At 67.9% G+C, this 17,049-nt stretch carries 18 protein-coding genes; 14 read left to right on the top strand and 4 right to left on the bottom strand.

All coding sequences use genetic code 11. The features are described 5' to 3' along the window. Window positions 1-5 precede the first annotated feature (5 nt). The 11 genes from AC1DNF_RS19885 (at window position 6) to AC1DNF_RS19935 (ending at window position 10,083) form a co-directional block, all read left to right on the top strand. On the top strand, window positions 6-212 hold the full coding sequence (locus AC1DNF_RS19885) for an AtzG-like protein (protein WP_478150335.1): 207 nt from the start codon (window positions 6-8) through the stop codon (window positions 210-212). Next, window positions 209-1,633 carry an AtzE family amidohydrolase gene (locus AC1DNF_RS19890; RefSeq protein WP_478150336.1) on the top strand — a complete coding sequence of 475 codons (1,425 nt, stop codon included), beginning with the start codon at window positions 209-211 and terminating at the stop codon, window positions 1,631-1,633. Before AC1DNF_RS19885 ends, AC1DNF_RS19890 begins: the two co-directional genes overlap by 4 nt. Before the next feature lie 14 nt (window positions 1,634-1,647). Continuing rightward, a complete protein-coding gene (gene hpxZ / locus AC1DNF_RS19895) occupies window positions 1,648-2,028 on the top strand; it encodes an oxalurate catabolism protein HpxZ (RefSeq protein ID WP_478150337.1) in 381 nt (126 codons plus the stop codon). 97 nt (window positions 2,029-2,125) lie between these two features. Next, window positions 2,126-3,241: a BMP family ABC transporter substrate-binding protein gene (locus AC1DNF_RS19900; protein WP_478150338.1), complete on the top strand. Its 1,116-nt coding sequence runs from the start codon at window positions 2,126-2,128 to the stop codon at window positions 3,239-3,241. Window positions 3,242-3,265: 24 nt separating this feature from the next. Next, on the top strand, window positions 3,266-4,351 hold the full coding sequence (locus AC1DNF_RS19905) for an ABC transporter permease (protein ID WP_478150339.1): 1,086 nt from the start codon (window positions 3,266-3,268) through the stop codon (window positions 4,349-4,351). Then, a complete protein-coding gene (locus tag AC1DNF_RS19910; protein WP_478150340.1) occupies window positions 4,348-5,268 on the top strand; it encodes an ABC transporter permease in 921 nt (306 codons plus the stop codon). The genes AC1DNF_RS19905 and AC1DNF_RS19910 overlap by 4 nt, the downstream gene beginning before the upstream one ends. A gap of 17 nt (window positions 5,269-5,285) precedes the next feature. Further along, window positions 5,286-6,305 carry a formamidase gene (locus tag AC1DNF_RS19915; protein ID WP_478150341.1) on the top strand — a complete coding sequence of 340 codons (1,020 nt, stop codon included), beginning with the start codon at window positions 5,286-5,288 and terminating at the stop codon, window positions 6,303-6,305. Further along, complete coding sequence (gene biuH / locus AC1DNF_RS19920) at window positions 6,302-7,015, top strand: biuret amidohydrolase (RefSeq protein WP_478150342.1); 714 nt, start codon at window positions 6,302-6,304, stop codon at window positions 7,013-7,015. Before AC1DNF_RS19915 ends, biuH begins: the two co-directional genes overlap by 4 nt. A 16-nt stretch (window positions 7,016-7,031) precedes the next feature. Continuing rightward, entirely contained in the window at window positions 7,032-8,645 is a 1,614-nt protein-coding gene (locus AC1DNF_RS19925) for an ABC transporter ATP-binding protein (protein ID WP_478150343.1), read from the top strand. A gap of 12 nt (window positions 8,646-8,657) precedes the next feature. After that, a complete protein-coding gene (locus tag AC1DNF_RS19930; protein ID WP_478150344.1) occupies window positions 8,658-9,323 on the top strand; it encodes a cysteine hydrolase family protein in 666 nt (221 codons plus the stop codon). Window positions 9,324-9,333: 10 nt separating this feature from the next. Further along, a complete protein-coding gene (locus AC1DNF_RS19935) occupies window positions 9,334-10,083 on the top strand; it encodes a GntR family transcriptional regulator (RefSeq protein ID WP_478150345.1) in 750 nt (249 codons plus the stop codon). Between the two features lie 3 nt (window positions 10,084-10,086). Here the strand turns inward: AC1DNF_RS19935 and AC1DNF_RS19940 are convergent, their stop codons facing one another. Both AC1DNF_RS19940 and AC1DNF_RS19945 read right to left on the bottom strand, forming a co-directional pair. Beyond that, window positions 10,087-11,049: a tripartite tricarboxylate transporter substrate binding protein gene (locus tag AC1DNF_RS19940; RefSeq protein WP_478150346.1), complete on the bottom strand. Its 963-nt coding sequence runs from the start codon at window positions 11,047-11,049 to the stop codon at window positions 10,087-10,089. A 16-nt stretch (window positions 11,050-11,065) separates the two neighbouring features. After that, window positions 11,066-12,325 (bottom strand): flavin-dependent oxidoreductase, encoded by a 1,260-nt coding sequence (locus tag AC1DNF_RS19945; RefSeq protein ID WP_478150347.1) that lies wholly within the window; start codon window positions 12,323-12,325, stop codon window positions 11,066-11,068. 106 nt (window positions 12,326-12,431) lie between these two features. Here AC1DNF_RS19945 and AC1DNF_RS19950 point away from each other — a divergent pair, with 106 nt between their 5' ends. Continuing rightward, the gene (locus AC1DNF_RS19950; protein WP_478150348.1) at window positions 12,432-13,337 is read left to right on the top strand and encodes a LysR family transcriptional regulator; all 906 of its coding nucleotides are present in this window, start codon (window positions 12,432-12,434) and stop codon (window positions 13,335-13,337) included. A gap of 6 nt (window positions 13,338-13,343) precedes the next feature. On the opposite strand, the gene AC1DNF_RS19955 is transcribed toward AC1DNF_RS19950, so the two are convergent. Continuing rightward, a complete protein-coding gene (locus AC1DNF_RS19955) occupies window positions 13,344-14,147 on the bottom strand; it encodes an exodeoxyribonuclease III (protein WP_478150349.1) in 804 nt (267 codons plus the stop codon). A gap of 12 nt (window positions 14,148-14,159) precedes the next feature. Between AC1DNF_RS19955 and pyrE the strand changes: the two genes are divergently transcribed. Next, window positions 14,160-14,849 (top strand): orotate phosphoribosyltransferase, encoded by a 690-nt coding sequence (pyrE, locus tag AC1DNF_RS19960; RefSeq protein WP_478150350.1) that lies wholly within the window; start codon window positions 14,160-14,162, stop codon window positions 14,847-14,849. A gap of 27 nt (window positions 14,850-14,876) precedes the next feature. Continuing rightward, window positions 14,877-15,533: a DUF4124 domain-containing protein gene (locus AC1DNF_RS19965; protein ID WP_478150351.1), complete on the top strand. Its 657-nt coding sequence runs from the start codon at window positions 14,877-14,879 to the stop codon at window positions 15,531-15,533. Window positions 15,534-15,556: 23 nt separating this feature from the next. Here the strand turns inward: AC1DNF_RS19965 and gatB are convergent, their stop codons facing one another. Next, window positions 15,557-17,044, bottom strand: a complete 1,488-nt coding sequence (gene gatB / locus AC1DNF_RS19970; protein ID WP_478150352.1) for an Asp-tRNA(Asn)/Glu-tRNA(Gln) amidotransferase subunit GatB — start codon at window positions 17,042-17,044, stop codon at window positions 15,557-15,559. Between the last annotated feature and the right edge of the window lie 5 nt (window positions 17,045-17,049).

Raw genomic sequence — 17,049 nt, forward strand, 5'->3', positions numbered from 1 at the left:
CCGCCATGACACCCGTCCAGATCGAGAACTATGTCGACGCCGCCTCGGCCGCGCTGGCGCTGCGCCTGGGGCCCGACCATCGTCCCGGCGTGCTGCGCTTCTTCGCCCTGGCGGCGGAGTTCGCGGCCGTGTTGGAGGCCGTGCCGCTCGACGTGCGCAATGAACCCGCGGTGAGCTTCGCGCCCGTAGCGCCGGCGGAGAAGTCCGAATGACGCCCGATGTGTTGCTCCAGCAGGACGCCGCCGCCATGGCGGACGCGGTGCGCAACCAGGCGGTGAGCGCATTGACGCTCGTTCAGGCCAGCCTCGACCGCATCGACGCGACGGATGGCCGCATCAACGCCTTCACCCACGTGATCCGCCAGCGCGCGCTGCGGCGCGCGGCCCAGGTCGACGCCTCACTGGCATCCGACAAGGGCGCGCGCACGCGGGAGTTGCCGCTGCTCGGCGTGCCCTTCGCCGTCAAGAACCTGTTCGACATCGCGGGTGTGCAGACCCTCGCGGGTTCGAAGATCGAGCGCGACAGCACGCCGGCGCGCAGCGACGCGGCGCTGGTCCATCGCCTCGAGGGCGCGGGCGCGGTGCTCGTCGGCGCGCTCAACATGGACGAGTACGCCTACGGCTTCACGACCGAGAACAGCCACGTGGGCGCGACGCACAACCCGCACGACCTCTCGCGCATCGCGGGAGGATCGTCGGGCGGCTCCGGCGCCGCCGTGGCTGCGGGACAGGTGCCGCTCACTCTGGGCTCCGACACCAACGGGTCGATCCGCGTCCCGGCCTCCCTGTGCGGGGTCTTCGGCCTCAAGCCCACATTCGGCCGCCTGCCGCGCACCGGCAGCTACCCCTTCGTATCGAGCCTCGATCACCTGGGCCCCTTCGCGCGCTCGGTGCGCGATCTCGCGCTGGCCTACGATGCGATGCAGGGTCCCGAGGGCATGGGCCCGCATGATCCCGGCTGTGCGCAGCGCGCGGTCGAGCCCACGCTGCCCACGCTCTCGCACGGCCTGCAGGGGCTTCGCATCGGCGTGCTCGGCGGCTGGTTCCGTGAACGCGTGCAGCCCGAAGCGCTCAACGCCGTCGACACGGTGGCGCAGGCGCTGGGTGCGACCCAGACCTTCGAACTGCCGATGGTCGAGGCGGGGCGCGCCGCGGCCTTCCTCATCACCAATTCGGAAGGCGGCGCGCTGCATCTGCCCGACTTGCGCACCCGCGCGCACGATTTCGAGCCGCTCTCGCGCGACCGCTTCCTGGCCGGCACGCTGCTGCCCGCCGCGTGGATCGCGCGCGCGCAGCGCGTGCGCCGGCTGTACGCCGAGCAGGTGGCGCGGCTCTTCGATCGCTTCGACATCCTGCTGGCCGCGGCCACGCCCTGCGCGGCGACACCCATCGGCGCCGAATGGTTCGAACTCAACGGCGAGCGCCTGCCGGTGCGGCCCAACATGGGCCTGCTGACCCAGCCGATTTCCTGCATCGGCCTGCCGGTGTGTGCCGTGCCGATCTGGGGCGCGCATGCCTGCCTGCCGATCGGCGTGCAGGTCATCGCCGCGCCATGGCGCGAAGACCTGGTGCTGCGCGTCGCCGCGGCGCTGGAAACCGCCGGCGTGGCGCAGGCGCCGGTCGCCAGGCTTTGACGAAAGAAGAACCGATGACGCCCGCGATCAACATTCCCGAAGTGCTTGCCGAAGTGACGGCCGCGTGCGCGCGTTATGAAGACGCGCTCGTCCACAACAAGGTCGAGGTGCTCGACGAGTTGTTCTGGGACAGCCCGCACACCCTGCGCTACGGCGCGACCGAGAACCTCTACGGTTACGAGGAGATCCGGGCCTTCCGCGCCGCCCGGCCTTCGCAGGGCCTGGCGCGCGAGGTCCTGCAAAGCGTCATCACCACCTATGGCCGGGACTTCGCTACCGCCAATATCGAATTCCGGCGCGAGGCAAGCACAAGGACGGGGCGCCAGAGCCAGACATGGATGCGCACCGCACAAGGCTGGCGCGTCGTTGCGGCGCACGTCAGCCTGCTGGGCTGAATTCAGCCATGGTCGCCTTGGTACGGTTTATGCACACCACCTTGTATTCAAGAAGGTACCCGCGTTTTTCTCTTTCATCACCTTTCGGAGCATCCGCATGAGCCAGATCAATCGTCGCGATTCCCTCAAGTCTCTCGCAGCCCTCGGCGCCGCCGGCACTCTGGGAGGATGGAGCGCTCTCGCCCGCGCGCAGACGCCCCTGACCGTCGGCGTCATCTATGTCGGTCCGCGTGACGACTACGGCTACAACCAGGCGCATGCGCAGGCGGCGGCCGAACTCAAGAAGCTGGCCGGCATCAAGGTGGTGGAGGAAGAGAACGTGCCCGAGACCGCGGCCGTGCAGAAGACGATGACCGGGATGATCGCGCAGGACGGCGCCAAGCTGCTGTTCCCGACCTCCTTCGGCTACTTCGATCCGCACATCCTGGCCGTGGCGCCGAAATACCCGGACGTGCGCTTCTCTCACTGCGGCGGCCTCTGGACCGAGGGCAAGCACCCGAAGAACGTCGGCAGCTTCTTCGGCTACATCGACGAGTGCCAGTACCTCAATGGCGTCATCGCCGGCCACATGACGAAGAGCAAGAAGATCGCCTTTGTCGCGGCCAAGCCGATTCCGCAGGTGCTGCGCAACATCAACGCCTTCACCATGGGTGCGCGATCGGTCGACCCCAGCATCACCTGCAGCGTGATCTTCACCGGAGACTGGTCGATGGCGGTGAAGGAAGCCGAGGCCACCAACAGCCTGGCCGACCAGGGCTGCGATGTCTTCACCATGCACGTGGACGGACCCAAGGTGATCGTGGAGACCGCCGCCAAGCGCGGAAAGATGGTGTGCGGCTACCACGCCAGCCAGGCGAAGCTGGCGCCCAACGCCTACCTCACCGGGGCCGAATGGAACTGGCTCACGGCCTACAAGACGGTGGTCGACGCCGCCCGGACCGGCAAGCCGCATCCCAACTTCCTGCGCGGCGGCCTGAAGGAGGGCTACGTCAAGATGTCCACCTATGGCCCGATGGTGAGCGACGCGGCGAAGAAGAAAGCCGACGACATCAAGGGCAAGATGATTGCTGGCACTTTCGACATCTTCCAGGGCGGCCTGAAGGACAACAAGGGCGCGGTCGTCATTCCGCCGGGCAAGGCCCTGAAGCAGACCGACCTGGAGCTGGAGAAGATGAACTACCTCGTCGAAGGCGTGGTCGGCTCCATCGGCTGACCCGTTGCGTCCAGCGAGCCGACGATGCCCAACGCATTGAAAGAGGTCGCGCTGCCAGCGTTCGCCATCGTGGCGGCGTTGCTGCTGTTCGGCGTGTTCRTCTGGTTCGCGGGCGTGAGTCCGGTCGACGTGTGGGTCATCCTCTTCAAGGGGGCCTTCGGCGACTGGTTCTCGTGGCAGAACACCCTGCAGCGCGCCGCACCCCTGATGCTCACCGCGCTGTGCGTCGCGATTCCCGCGCGCGCGGGCCTGGTCATCATCGGTGGCGAGGGCGCGCTGGTGCTGGGCGGGCTGGCCTGTGCCGCGCTCCCCTATGCGCTGCCGCTGCCCGCCAACGTGGTGGGCACCGTGATGCTGTGCATCGCAGGCGCAATCGCGGGTGCCGCGTGGATTGCGCTCGCGGGCTGGCTGCGCCAGTACCGGGGCATCAACGAGACGATCAGCAGCCTGCTGCTCGCCTACATCGCGATCGGCCTGTTCAAGCACCTGGTCGAAGGCGCGCTGCGCGATCCCGCCAGCCTCAACAAGCCGGCGACGCGTTCGCTGGCCGAGGGCCTGGCGATCGGCGGCATCGGCGGCTCGGATGTGCACTGGGGCCTGGTGATCGGCATCGTCGCCTGCGTGGTCTCGGGGCTGTGGCTGCGGCTGACGGCGTCCGGCTTCGCGGTCCGCGTGGTCGGCGGCAATCCGCGTACGGCCCAGCTGGTCGGGCTGCCTGCGAACCGGCTCATCCTCGCGGCCTGCGGTCTCGGCGGCGCCTGCGCCGGGGTCGCGGGCGCGGTGGAAGTGGCGGCGGTGCACACCAATGCCAACGCGTCGTTGATCGCCGGCTATGGCTACGCCGGCATCCTGGTGTCCTTCATCGCGCGTCACAACCCGGTGGCGATCGTCCCGGTGGCGATCCTGTTTGGCGGCTTCGGTGCCGCGGGCAGCCTGTTGCAGCGGCGGCTCGGCCTGCCCGATGCGTCGGTGCTGGTGCTGCAAGGGCTGGCCTTCGTCCTGATCCTTGCCAGCGAGGGCTTGCGCATGGTCGACTGGAAGACGTTGGTGAAGAACCGCGCGCCGCGCAGCGCTGCCGATGCGGTGGTGGTCAAGGAGGCGGCGCTATGACGGCCGACCAATGGATCGCCCTGGTGGCCGGCATCGTGGGCGGTGCGCTGCGTGTCGGCGCTCCCTTTCTCTTCGTGAGTCTCGGCGAGTGCCTCACGGAGAAATCCGGGCGCATCAATCTGGGCCTCGAGGGTGTGCTGGTGCTGTCGGCGATGGCGTCGTTCGGCGGCGCATGGCTCACCGGCTCGCCCTGGCTCGGCGTGCTGATTGGCGCGGCGGCGGGTGCGGCGCTAGCGCTCCTGCACGGACTCCTGTGTTCGCTCGATCGCGTCAACGACGTCGCGACCGGCATCGCGCTGATGCTGTTCGGCACGGGCCTGGCCTTCTATCTCGGCAAGCCCCTGATCCAGCCGCAGGCGCCGCAGTTGCCGGCCATCGCGCTGGGCAACTGGAGCGACAACCCGGTGATCCGATCGGCGCTGCAGGTCAATTCGCTGGTGCCCGTCGGCGTGGCGTTGGCCGTGCTGCTCTGGTGGGGCCTGGCGCGCACGCGGGCCGGCCTGCTGGTGCGCATGGCGGGCGACTCGGCCAATGCCACGCGGGCGCTCGGCTACTCGGTCTCGGGCCTGCGCATCGCGGCCACCACGGCCGGCGGCTTCATCGCGGGACTGGGCGGCGCGTCGCTGACGCTTTTCTATCCGGGGAGCTGGAACGAGGGCATCTCCAGCGGGCAGGGCCTGATTGCGGTCGCGCTGGTCATCTTCGCGCGCTGGAGTCCGCTGCGCTGCGTCGGCGCGGCGCTGCTCTTCGGCGGCGCCGGGGCGATCGGTCCGGCGCTGCAATCGATCGGCGTGGGCTGGGGCTATCACCTCTTCAATACGGTGCCCTACGTGCTCACCCTGGTCATTCTCGTGCTGACCTGCAAGCCGGGCAGCGTGGCCGTCGGAAGCCCCGGCGAGCTGTCGTCCACACGTTGAACATGGGAGTCGATTGAATGAGTGGTCTGGGTGGGTTGAACAAGTCGGAGCACGGCGTGGTCGTCGGGCTGGTGCAGCTGCAGCTGCCGGTCGTCAGGACGGCGGCCGATCTGGCGGCGCAGACGCGGCGGATCTGCGAGCTGGTCGCCAAGGCGCGGCGCAACCAGGGCACGATGGACCTGGTGGTCTTCCCGGAGTACGCGCTGCACGGCCTGTCGATGGACACCTCGCCCGAGATCATGTGCTCGCTCGACGGCCCGGAAGTTGGCGCCTTCCGCCAGGCCTGCATCGACAACCTGATCTGGGGCTGCTTCTCCATCATGGAAGCCAACCCCGGCGGCAACCCTTACAACAGCGGCCTGATCATCGACGACAAGGGCGCGATCCGGCTCTACTACCGCAAGATGCATCCCTGGGTTCCGGTCGAGCCCTGGGAGCCCGGCAACCTCGGCATCCCGGTATGCGACGGCCCCAACGGCAGCAGGCTCGCCCTCATCATCTGCCACGACGGCATGCTGCCGGAGATGGCGCGCGAAGCCGCGTACAAGGGCGCGGAGATCATCATTCGCACGGCCGGCTACACCGCGCCGATCCGCCATGCATGGCGCATCACCAACCAGGCCAATGCCTTCTGCAACCTCGCCCTTACCGCGAGCGTGTGCATGTGCGGCAGCGACGGCAGCTTCGATTCGATGGGCGAAGGCATGTTCTGCAACTTCGACGGCACCGTGCTGGTGGAAGGCGGCGCGCGGCCGGACGAGATCATCACGGCCGAACTGCGGCCCGACCTGGTGCGCGAGGCCCGCACCGGCTGGGGCGTGGAGAACAACATCTACCAGCTCTACCATCGCGGCTACGTGGCGGTGAAGGGCGGCGCCCAGGATTGCCCCTACACCTACATGAAGGACATGGCGGCCGGCCGCTACAGCCTGCCGTGGAGCGCCGAGGTCAAGGTGACCGACGGCACCGGCTTCGGCTTCGCGGCGCCCGAGCGCGCCTACAAGGGCCCCGAGAACCATCCGCTGGTTTCCGCATGATCACCTCGATGCAGCCCCCATGCTTCGTCGCCGCCGAGCCCTACGCCTGGCCCTACAACGGCGCGCTGCGGCCGGACAACACCGCGCTGATCGTGATCGACATGCAGACCGACTTCTGCGGCAAGGGCGGGTACGTCGACGTGATGGGCTACGACCTCTCCCTCGTGCAGGCGCCGATCGAGCCGATCGCGCGCGTGCTGGCGCGCTTGCGCCCGCTGGGATTTCCCATCATCCATACGCGCGAAGGCCATCGCCCCGACCTGGCCGACCTGCCCGCCAATAAGCGCTGGCGCTCGCGCCAGATCGGCGCCAATGGCGTGGGTATCGGCGACGACGGCCCGTGCGGGCGCATCCTGGTGCGCGGCGAGCCCGGCTGGGAAATCATCCCCGCTTTGGCGCCGCTGCGCGGCGAGGTGGTGATCGACAAGCCCGGCAAGGGCTCCTTCTATGCGACCGACCTCGATCTCGTGCTGCGCACGCGCGGCATCGTGAACCTGATCCTCGCCGGCATCACTACCGACGTGTGCGTGCACACGACCATGCGCGATGCCAACGATCGAGGCTTCGAATGTCTGCTGCTGTCGGATTGCACGGCCGCGACCGACCACGGCAACCATCTTGCCGCGCTGAAGATGATCACCATGCAGGGCGGCGTGTTCGGCGCCCATGCGCATTCCGGCGCGCTGCTCGACGCGCTGCCGGCGATGTGAACATGAAGGCCGTCCCATGATCGCACCCGTCCAGCCCCTGGCCCACGCCACCGGCGCGCTGGCGCTCGACACCTACGAGCTCACCAAGCGCTTCGGCAGCTTCACCGCGATGGATCGCGTGACCATGCGCGTCGAGCCCGGCACGGTGCATGCGCTGCTGGGCGAGAACGGCGCGGGCAAGAGCACGCTCGTGAAATGCGTGGCGGGCTTCCAGCGCGCGGAGGAAGGCAGCATCCTCATCGACGGGCGCGAGCAGGACATCGCGAATCCCGTGGTCGCGCGCGCGCTGGGCATCGGCATGGTCTATCAGCATTTCACGCTGGCCCCGGGCATGACGGTGGCCGAGAACCTGCTGCTGGCCGGCGGCAAGACGCCGGCTTTGATCGACTGGAAGTCCAAGCGCGCGGAGCTGAAGGAATTCCTCGCGACCACGCCATTCAGCCTGGACCTCGACGTGCGCCCTTCCGAACTGGCCGCCGGCGAGAAGCAGAAGCTCGAATTGCTCAAGCAGCTTTACCTGAAGCCGCGCCTGCTGATCCTCGACGAGCCGACTTCGGTGCTGACGCCGCAGGAGGCCGATGAAGTGCTGGGCCATGTGCGCGAGTTCGCGCGCAGCGGCATGTGCACGGTGCTCATCATCACGCACAAGTTTCGCGAGGTGATGGCGTACGCCGACAGCGTCACCGTGCTGCGGCGCGGGAAGGCCGTGCACCACTGCGAGGTGTCGGGGACGAATCCCGCGCGCCTGGCCGCGGCCATGATGGGCGAGGGCGAAGCGCCGCCGCCCGAAGGCGACACCCAGGCGCCGGTCGGTCGCGCGTTGCATGCGATGCAGGAGACGGCGGCGGATGCGCGCGTAGCCTTGCAGGTCGAGGGCCTGCAGGCGCAGGGCGACCGCGGAACGCTGGCGGTGCACGACCTCAGCCTTCTCGTGCGCGCGGGCGAGATCCTCGGCGTCGCGGGCGTCTCGGGCAATGGCCAGCGCGAGCTGGTCGAGGCGCTGGTCGGCCAGCGTCCACGGCTGGCGGGCCGGGTCACGGTGATGGGCGAGCCCTATGCCGCACGGCGCGAGGAGAACCGGCGCCTGAAGGTGCGCAGCCTGCCGGAGGAGCCCTTGCGCAACGCCTGCGTGGGCGAACTCAGCGTGGCCGAGAACATGGCGCTGCGGGACTTCGATCAACCGCCGCTCGCGTGGCGCGCGCTCGGTGCGGGTCTGCTCAACTTTCCGCTTTGGCGCAGCAGGGCGCGGGAATGGATTGCCGAGTACGGCGTCAAGACGCAGGGCGAGGGCGCGCCGATTCGCAGCCTCTCCGGCGGCAACGTGCAGCGGGCGGTGCTGGCGCGTGAACTGGCCGGGGACATCAACGTCCTGATTGCCGCGAACCCCGTGTTCGGGCTGGACTTCGCGGCGGTCGCCGAGATCCACGGCCGGATCGTGCAGGTGCGCGCGCGCGGCGGCGCGGTGCTGCTGATCAGCGAAGACCTCGACGAACTGCTGGAGATGGCCGACCGGATCGTCGTGATGAGCGAGGGGCGGATCGTGTTCGAGACGGCGGCCGCGACCGCGGAGCGCCACGTGCTGGGTGCGCACATGGGCGGCGGCGATCATCATTCGGCCACGCCGCACTGACGAAGGAACACTATGCGCCTGGAGGCCCATCCTTTTCCCTACGAGTTCGACCCCCGGACCACGGCGCTGGTCCTGATCGACATGCAGCGGGACTTCATCGAACCCGGCGGCTTCGGCGAGAGCCTGGGCAATGATGTCTCGCTCCTCGAAGCCATTGTTCCGGCGACGAAGAAGACCCTCGAAGCCTGGAGGCGGGCAGGCGGCCTCGTGGTCCATACCCGGGAGGCCCACAAGCCTGACCTCTCGGACTGTCCGCCGGCCAAGCGCAATCGCGGCAACCCGACATTGCGCATCGGTGACGAGGGCCCGATGGGCCGCATCCTCGTGATGGGCGAGCCGGGCAACCAGATCATCGAGGCGCTCGCGCCGGTCGAAGGAGAGATCGTGATCGACAAGCCCGGCAAGGGCGCGTTCTATGCCACCGGGCTTCACGACATGCTGCGGGCGCGCGGCATCACGCATCTGCTCTTCGGCGGCGTGACCACCGAGGTCTGCGTGCAGACCAGCATGCGCGAGGCCAATGACAGGGGCTACGACTGCCTGCTGCTGGAAGACTGCACCGAAAGCTATTTCCCCGCGTTCAAGGCGGCCGCCGTCGACATGATCCGCGCGCAGGGCGCCATCGTCGGCTGGACCGCGCCGAGCGCCGCCTTGCTGGCCGCTCTCGGCACGCACTAACATCGTCCACGTGTCGACCGTCCGAACTCCCCCCGATTCCTCCCAGCATCTGGCTGGCGACCCCGCGTTCCGCACCCGCGCCGACCAGGTCTATGCGCAGCTCAAGCGCGACGTCGCCGAGTTCCGCCTCGTGCCGGGCGATCGCTTCACCGAGAACGAAATCAGCGAGCGCCTCGGCGTTTCGCGCACGCCCGTGCGCCAGGCGCTCTTCCGGCTGCAGCAGGAGGGCTTCGTCGAGGTGCTGTTTCGAAGCGGCTGGCGTGTGCTGCCCTTCGACTTTGAGCAGTTCGAGCAGCTCTACGACCTGCGCATGGTGCTGGAGACCACCGCCGTGCATCGGCTCTGCGAAACCGACCATCGCGTCGACCGCGGCCTTCTCGATACGCTGGCGAGCATCTGGCTCGTGCCGGCGGCGCAGCGAAGCTCGGACAACGCGCAGGTCGCGCAATGGGACGAGGCCTTCCATTGCTCGCTGGTCGCCGCCGCCGGCAACGCGGAGATGGCGCGCGTGCACCGCGACGTCACCGACCGCATCCGCATCATTCGCCGCCTGGACTTCACCAAGCAGCCGCGCATCGATGCGACCTACGACGAGCACGCCAAGATCCTGAAGGCCATCCGCGCGAACCGCGGCGACCAGGCGGCGATGCTGCTGCGCGCGCACATCGAGACGAGCCAGTCCGAGGTGCGCAAGATCACCTTGCACGAGGTGCACATGGCGCGGCACGCGGGCCGCGCGCGGCAGCAGCGCCCGACCTGAACTTCAGTCCGCGGTGATCTTGCCGCGCTGCACCACGCCCGCCCAGCGCTTGGCATCCTTGTCGATCAACTGGCCGAACTCGGCGGGCGTGGAAGATGCGGGCACCATGCCCTGCGCCTCGAAGGCCGTCGCGACCTCGGGCTTCTTCAGCACTGCGGCGATCTCCTTGTTGAGCCGCTCCACCACGGCCGGGGGCGTGCCCTTCGGCGCCAGCACGCCGTACCACATGTCCGTATTGCCGACGCTGAAGCCGGACTCGGCCAGCGTGGGCACCGTCGGCAGTTGGGCCAGGCGCTTGTCGCTGCCGGTCGCGATGGCCTTGAGCTTGCCGGCACGGATCTGCTGCAGCGCCACGTGCACCGGCAGGAACATGTAGTCGATGCGCCCGCCCAGCAGGTCCGTCACCGCGCCGGCCGTGCCCTTGTAGGGCACATGCAGCATCTCGGCGCCGGTGCTCTGCAGGAGCAGGGCCATCGCCAGGTGATGCGGCGTGCCGAGCCCGGGCGTCGCGTAGGTGAGCTTGCCCGGCGCGGCCTTCGCGGCGGCGATCATCTGCGCCACCGAGGTGGTCTTCTGCACGTTTGGATTGGTCACCAGCAGCAGCGTGCCCCAGGAGGTCAGCGACACCGGCGTGAAATCCGACACCGGGTCGTAGCTGAGCGACTTGTAGAGGCTCTTGTTCATTACCAGCGTGTTGACCTGCACCATCAGCGTGTAGCCATCTGGCTTGGCCCGGGCGACCTTCTCGCTGCCGATGTTGCCGCTGGCGCCGACCACGTTCTCCACGATCACCGGCTGGCCCAGTACCGCGGGCAGCCGGACGGAAAGCTGCCGCGCGATCAGGTCGATGCCGGTGCCCGGCGAGTAGGGAACGACCAGCGTGATCGGCTGGTCGGGCCAGGCGTGGGCGGCCGCGGCGCCGGCGACCATGAGCAGGGTCGCGAGAATTTTCGTCAAGGAACGCATGCTGTCTCCGTCGGGTTCAAAGGTAGGAAGGACGCGCCTTCAGTGCGGCGGGGTCGAAGCCCGCGATGCGCTTGTAGTTGTCCGAGATCGCCTGCAGTTCCGCCTGCGTGACGCTGTCTTCCAGGCGCTCGAAGCGCTTGCCGCCGGTTCGCTCGTAGACCTCGCGCAGGATCGTATCGGGTGGATTGCTGCGGTTGGTGAGCACCACGTTCGTCGTCGCCTTCACGCGCACGGCGTCGTAGGTCTCCAGCGCCTCGTTGCCCACGCCCGACTTGTGCAGCGCGCCCGCCAGGAAGCGGGCGTCGATGATGGCCTGGCCGGCGCCGTTGGAGCCGCGCGGCACCATCGGATGCGCAGCGTCGCCCAGCAGCGTGAGCCGGCCGTGCGTCCATTTCGGCAGCGGGTCCTGGTCCACCATCGGATATTCGAGGATGGCATCGGAGGAGCGGATCAGCGCCGGCACGTCGAGCCAGCCGAAATGCCAGTTCTCGAAGGAGGGCATGAAATCCTCGATGCGGCCGGGGCGGCTCCAATCCTGGATGGCGGGCTGGGGCGAGTGGATCTCGGCGACCCAGTTGATGAGCTGGTTGCCTTGGGCATCGACGTTGTTGCGGATCGGGTAGATCACCATCTTGCCCTGGTCCAGCCAGCCGGCGCGCACCATGCTCGCGCCCGACAGGAAGGGCTTGTGTTTCGCGGTGCCGCGCCACATGTTCACGCCCGAGTAGCGCGGTGCGCCCTCGTTCGGATAGAACTGCTTGCGCAGCACCGAATGGATGCCGTCGCAACCCACGGCCACCGACGCGCGGGCGCTCGGCAAGGCCGAGCCGTCCGGTGCGGTGAAGCGCGCCGTGACGCCATCCTCGTCCTGTTCGACGCCCTTGCATCGGTGGCCGCAGACCACGCTGTCGGCGCCCAGGCGCTCCAGCGTCGCGGCCAGCAGCACGGCGTGCAGGTCGCCGCGATGGATCGAATACTGGGGCCAGTCGTAGCCCGCGGCGGTGCCGGCGGCTTCGCGAAACGCCAGCTGGCCGTGGGAATTGAAGAACACCGACTCCTGGGTACGCACGCCCACCGCGTCGAGGGCGGGCTGCAGCCCGAGTTCGCTCAGCTCGCGCGCCGCGTGCGGCAGGATGTTGATGCCCACGCCGAGGGGCTTGAACTCGGGCACCGCTTCGTAGACGCGGCATGCGATGCCGGCCTGGTGCAGGCTCAGTGCCAGGGTCAGTCCGCCGATGCCGGCGCCCAGCACGATGACTTCGGTTTGCTTGCTCATGTCTCCCATTTGCTTTCCATCTCGGGTTTCGGTCAGGGGCTGGATTAGATCGGGACTTCGGTCATCCTGGAAGTTTAGATGTCGTATGGATTTATCATTAATCCGTATGAATCTCTCCGTGCGCCAGATGCGCGCCTTTCTCCACGTGGCGCGCATCGGCAACTTCACGCGCGCCGCCGAACAGGCCCACATGACGCAAGCAGGCCTGAGCACGCTGGTGCGCGAGATGGAGCGCCAGCTCGGATGCCGCCTCTTCGATCGCACCACCCGCATGGTCGAACTCACGGCGGCCGGCCGCCGCCTGCTGCCCGTGGTCGAGCGCGTGGTGACGGATCTCGACGACATCACGGCGCGCCTGGGCAGCGAGGGCGACGAGGCGCGCCAGACCCTGCGCATCGCCGCGACGCCGCTGGTTTCGTCGCATCTGTTGCCGCAAGTCTTCCACCAGTTCCGCGACAGTCATCCGAAGGTCAGCCTGAAACTCTTCGACGCCGACCTGCGCGACGTGGAGGCGATGGTGGTGAGCGGCGAGGCGGATCTTGGCCTGGGATTCTTCTTCAAGGCCGCGCCGGGGCTTCAACGCGTGCCGGTGGGGCGCTTTCATCTCATGCGGGTCGCCCCGGTCGAGAGCGGGGAGACGGCGCCAGCCGGCGGCACGGTGCCATGGTCGGCGCTGCGATCCGCGGAACTCATCGGGTTGCCGCCGAGCAATCCGATCCAGAGGGTCATCGACGTGCATCTGGGCGCCATCGACCGGGCGGATGCGCAACGCCCCGCCTTCAATTTCTTCGGCACGCTGATCTCGATGGTCGAGGCCGGCTTCGGCACCGCCGTGATGCCCACCTTCGCGCTCGCGGCCTGCCGGCGCCATCGCGTGCGCACCGACGTGCTGCAAAAGCCCAAGGTCGGGCTCGACTTCTATCGGATCACCAAGCGCGGCATGCACGAGACGGAAGCCATGCAGGCCTTCGGCGAGACCCTGGTCAGGGCGCTGCCGGCGCTGTCAGGCTGAGCCTGCTCAGAGCGTGAAGTCGTAATCGACCGTGATGGGCGCGTGATCGCTGAACTTGAGGGTCTTGAAGATCGTTTCGCTGCGGGCGAGCTGGGCGGTCTTGGGCGTGGCGAGGTGGTAGTCCAGGCGCCAGCCCACGTTCTTGGCATAGGCCTGGCCGCGGTTGCTCCACCAGGTATAGGCCTCGTCGGTGGTGTCGGGCTTGAGCAGGCGGTAGACATCCACCAGGCCGGCGCCTTCCGCGCCATGGTCGAGGAGGTTGGTCATCCACGCGCGCTCCTCGGGCAGGAAGCCGCTGTTCTTCTGGTTGCTGCGCCAGTTCTTCAGATCGATCTCCTTGTGGGCGATGTTGATGTCGCCGCACAGCACGAACTCGCGCTCGCGCTTGAGAGCGACCAGATGCGGGAAGAAGCCCTTGAGGAAGCGGAACTTCGCCGCCTGGCGCTCTTCGCCCGACGAGCCGCTCGGGAAGTAGCAGCTGATGATCGAGAGCTTGCGCCCGGGCGTGTCGAATCGGAGTTCAAGATAGCGGCCTTCGGCATCGAACTCCCGGTCGCCCCAGCCCACCACGACTTCGCTGGGTGCATGCTTCGTGTAGATGGCAGTTCCCGCGTAGCCCTTTTTCTCCGCAAAATGGAAGTGGCCCTTCAGGCCCGCCATCTCTTCGAACCGGCCTTCGATGTCGCTCGCCTGGACGCGGATCTCCTGCATGCAAATACAATCCGGCGCCAGTTCCGCCGCCCAATCGGCGACGCCCTTGGTGGCGGCCGAGCGCAGGCCATTGAGGTTGAGGCTGGTCAGTTTGAACACGAGGAATCCCTGATGGCTGAGGTTGCTAAGGTTGGAGAAGACGGCGCGCTGGCGCAGGACTTTGTTGAGTTCGCACTGGCGTCGGGGGTGCTGCGCTTCGGCGAGTTCAAGACCAAGGCCGGGCGCATGAGCCCGTACTTCTTCAACGCCGGTCTGTTCGACGACGGTGCCAAGCTCGCGCGGCTCGCCGAATTCTATGCAGACCGGCTGATGGCGAGCGGACTGGAGTTCGACATGATCTTCGGTCCCGCCTACAAGGGCATTCCGCTCGGCGCCACGGTGGCCGCGGAACTGGCCCGGCGCGGGCGCAACGTCCCCTTCGCCTACAACCGCAAGGAAGCCAAGGACCATGGGGAAGGCGGCACACTGGTCGGTGCGCCACTCAAGGGGCGTGTGCTGATCGTCGACGACGTGATGTCGGCGGGCACCGCGGTGCGCGAATCCATCGCGGCCATTCGCAAGGCCGGCGCCACGCCGCATGCCGTGGTCATCGCGCTGGACCGGCAGGAAAAGGCGACGCAGGACGGTGTGGACGTGGACCACAGTGCCGTGCAATATGTGCGCAACCAGCTCGGCCTGCAGGTGGTGGCGATTGCCACCCTCGACGACTTGCTACAGTACCTCTCGAGACGCGCCGACGACGAACTGGGCGCGCACCGCCAGGCCGTCCTGGCGTACAGGGCGCGCTACGGCGCGGGTTGATGGTTCACTTGACGTGAAGGACTGACGTTGCCGCGCACCCGAGCTCCCATCGCATCCCTCGCATTTCTGCTGGTGGCCGCAACGGTCCACGCGCAGCCGGCGCCTGCGCCGAGCACCAGCATCTACACCTGCACCGACGCACGCGGCCGCATCATCACGGCCGACCGGCCGATCGCCGATTGCGCCGACCGCGAACAGCGTGAACTCGGCCCGAGCGGCACCTTGCGGCGCAAGATCGAGCCTTCCTATACGCCGCGCGAGCAGGCCGAGCGCGAGGAGCGCCAGCGCCAGGCGCAGCTGACGGCTTCGCGCCTGCTCGAAGAGCGGCGCCGAGAACGCGCCTTGCTGATTCGCTATCCCAATGTCGCCGCGCACAACCGCGAGCGTGCCGAAGCGCTGGTCCAGATCGATGCGGTGATCCAGGCGGCGAAGAAGCGCCTCGGCGAGTTGGGCGACGAGCGCAGGCGGATCGACGACGAACTCGAGTTCTACGCCAAGGATCCGAGCAAGGCGCCTGACGCCGTGCGCCGCAAGCTGGAGGACAACGAAAAGAGCGTCGCGGTGCAGAACCGCTTCATCGCCGACCAGGAGGAGGAGAAGAAGCGCGTCAACGAGCGCTTCGACGAAGAGCGCGCGCGCCTCGCGCCGCTCTGGGCCGGGGCCGCGGCGCCGACGACACGCTGAGCCGCCCTGCGCCGATCCGGCGATCAGCCCAGCCGCGCCTTCAGCAGCGCATTCACCTGCGTCGGATTGGCCTTGCCCTGGCTGGCCTTCATGACCTGGCCCACCAGCGCGTTGAAGGCCTTGTCCTTGCCCGCGCGGTATTCGTCGATGTTCTTCTGATTGGCGGCCAGCACGTCATCGACGATCTTCTCGAGCGCGCCGGTGTCGCTCATCTGCTTCAGGCCCTTGGCCTCGATGATCGCCGCGACGTCCTGGCCTTCGCCGGTCCATAGCGCGTCGACGACCTGCCGGGCGGCGTTGTTCGAAATGGTGCCGTCGCTGATGCTCCGGATCAGCTGCGCCAGCTGCGCGGCCGTGACCGGGGCTTCGGCGATGCCGATGTCCTGCTGGTTCAGCCGGCGGGCGATCTCGCCGGTGATCCAGTTGCTCGCGAGCTTGGCATTGGCGCCGGCGGCCACCGCGCTCTGGAAGTAATGAGCCAGGGCGGGACTTTGCGTGAGCTGGGCGGCATCGTATTCCGACAGGCCATGGTCGCGCACGTAGCGCTCGGCCATCGCGCGCGGGAGTTCGGGCATCTCGGCGCGCACGCGCTCGATCCATTCCTGCGCGATCGCCAGCGGCGGCAGGTCCGGGTCGGGGAAGTAGCGATAGTCGGCCGCGTCTTCCTTGGTGCGCATGGCGCGCGTCTCGCCCGTGTCGGGGTCGAACAGCACCGTGGCTTGCTGGATCTGGCGGCCTTCCTCGATCTCCTCGATCTGCCAGCGGATCTCGTAGTCGATCGCCTGCTGCATGAACTTGAAGCTGTTGAGGTTCTTGATCTCGCGCCGCGTGCCCAGCGGCGCGCCGGGCTTGCGCACCGAGACGTTGGCGTCGCAGCGGAAGCTGCCCTCCTGCATGTTGCCGTCGCAGATGCCGATCCAGGTGACGATCTTGTGCAGCTCGCGCGCATAGGCCACGGCCTCGGCGGTGGAGCGCATGTCGGGCTCGGTCACGATCTCCAGCAGCGGCGTGCCGGCGCGGTTGAGGTCGATGCCCGACTGGCCGATGAAGTCCTCGTGCAGCGACTTTCCGGCGTCCTCCTCGAGGTGGGCACGCACCAGGCGGACGGTCTTCTTCTCGTCGCCAAGGAAGAAGCTGACGGAGCCGCCCTGCACGACCGGGATCTCGAACTGGCTGATCTGGTAGCCCTTGGGCAGGTCGGGATAGAAGTAGTTCTTGCGCGCGAACACGCTGCGCGGCGCGATGTGCGAGCCGAGCGCGAGCCCGAGGCGGATGGCCCGTTCGACCGCGCCTTTGTTCATCACGGGCAGCGTGCCGGGCAGCGCCAGGTCGACCGGGCAAGCCTGCGTATTGGGCTCGGCGCCGAAAGCGGTGGAGGCGCGGCTGAAGATCTTCGAGGCCGTGGAAAGCTGGGCATGCGTCTCGAAGCCGATGATGACTTCATAGCCCTGGACCAGCGGCCCGGTCGGCCGTCCTTGCTGCAGTTGTTCGGTGTTGCTCATCTGGCTCATCTCGA

The sequence above is a fragment of the Variovorax sp. 01T432 genome, assembly GCF_056398605.1.

What these genes read in the sequence shown, in the direction of transcription:
- gatB (WP_478150352.1), bottom strand. Translation starts at nt 17,044, where the DNA reads ATGAGCCAGATGAGCAACACCGAACAACTGCAGCAAGGACGGCCGACC.
- AC1DNF_RS19885 (WP_478150335.1), top strand. Translation starts at nt 6, where the DNA reads ATGACACCCGTCCAGATCGAGAACTATGTCGACGCCGCCTCGGCCGCG.
- AC1DNF_RS19925 (WP_478150343.1), top strand. Translation starts at nt 7,032, where the DNA reads ATGATCGCACCCGTCCAGCCCCTGGCCCACGCCACCGGCGCGCTGGCG.
- AC1DNF_RS19910 (WP_478150340.1), top strand. Translation starts at nt 4,348, where the DNA reads ATGACGGCCGACCAATGGATCGCCCTGGTGGCCGGCATCGTGGGCGGT.
- biuH (WP_478150342.1), top strand. Translation starts at nt 6,302, where the DNA reads ATGATCACCTCGATGCAGCCCCCATGCTTCGTCGCCGCCGAGCCCTAC.
- AC1DNF_RS19945 (WP_478150347.1), bottom strand. Translation starts at nt 12,325, where the DNA reads ATGAGCAAGCAAACCGAAGTCATCGTGCTGGGCGCCGGCATCGGCGGA.
- AC1DNF_RS19915 (WP_478150341.1), top strand. Translation starts at nt 5,286, where the DNA reads ATGAGTGGTCTGGGTGGGTTGAACAAGTCGGAGCACGGCGTGGTCGTC.
- hpxZ (WP_478150337.1), top strand. Translation starts at nt 1,648, where the DNA reads ATGACGCCCGCGATCAACATTCCCGAAGTGCTTGCCGAAGTGACGGCC.
- AC1DNF_RS19900 (WP_478150338.1), top strand. Translation starts at nt 2,126, where the DNA reads ATGAGCCAGATCAATCGTCGCGATTCCCTCAAGTCTCTCGCAGCCCTC.
- AC1DNF_RS19930 (WP_478150344.1), top strand. Translation starts at nt 8,658, where the DNA reads ATGCGCCTGGAGGCCCATCCTTTTCCCTACGAGTTCGACCCCCGGACC.
- AC1DNF_RS19940 (WP_478150346.1), bottom strand. Translation starts at nt 11,049, where the DNA reads ATGCGTTCCTTGACGAAAATTCTCGCGACCCTGCTCATGGTCGCCGGC.
- AC1DNF_RS19950 (WP_478150348.1), top strand. Translation starts at nt 12,432, where the DNA reads ATGAATCTCTCCGTGCGCCAGATGCGCGCCTTTCTCCACGTGGCGCGC.
- pyrE (WP_478150350.1), top strand. Translation starts at nt 14,160, where the DNA reads ATGGCTGAGGTTGCTAAGGTTGGAGAAGACGGCGCGCTGGCGCAGGAC.
- AC1DNF_RS19890 (WP_478150336.1), top strand. Translation starts at nt 209, where the DNA reads ATGACGCCCGATGTGTTGCTCCAGCAGGACGCCGCCGCCATGGCGGAC.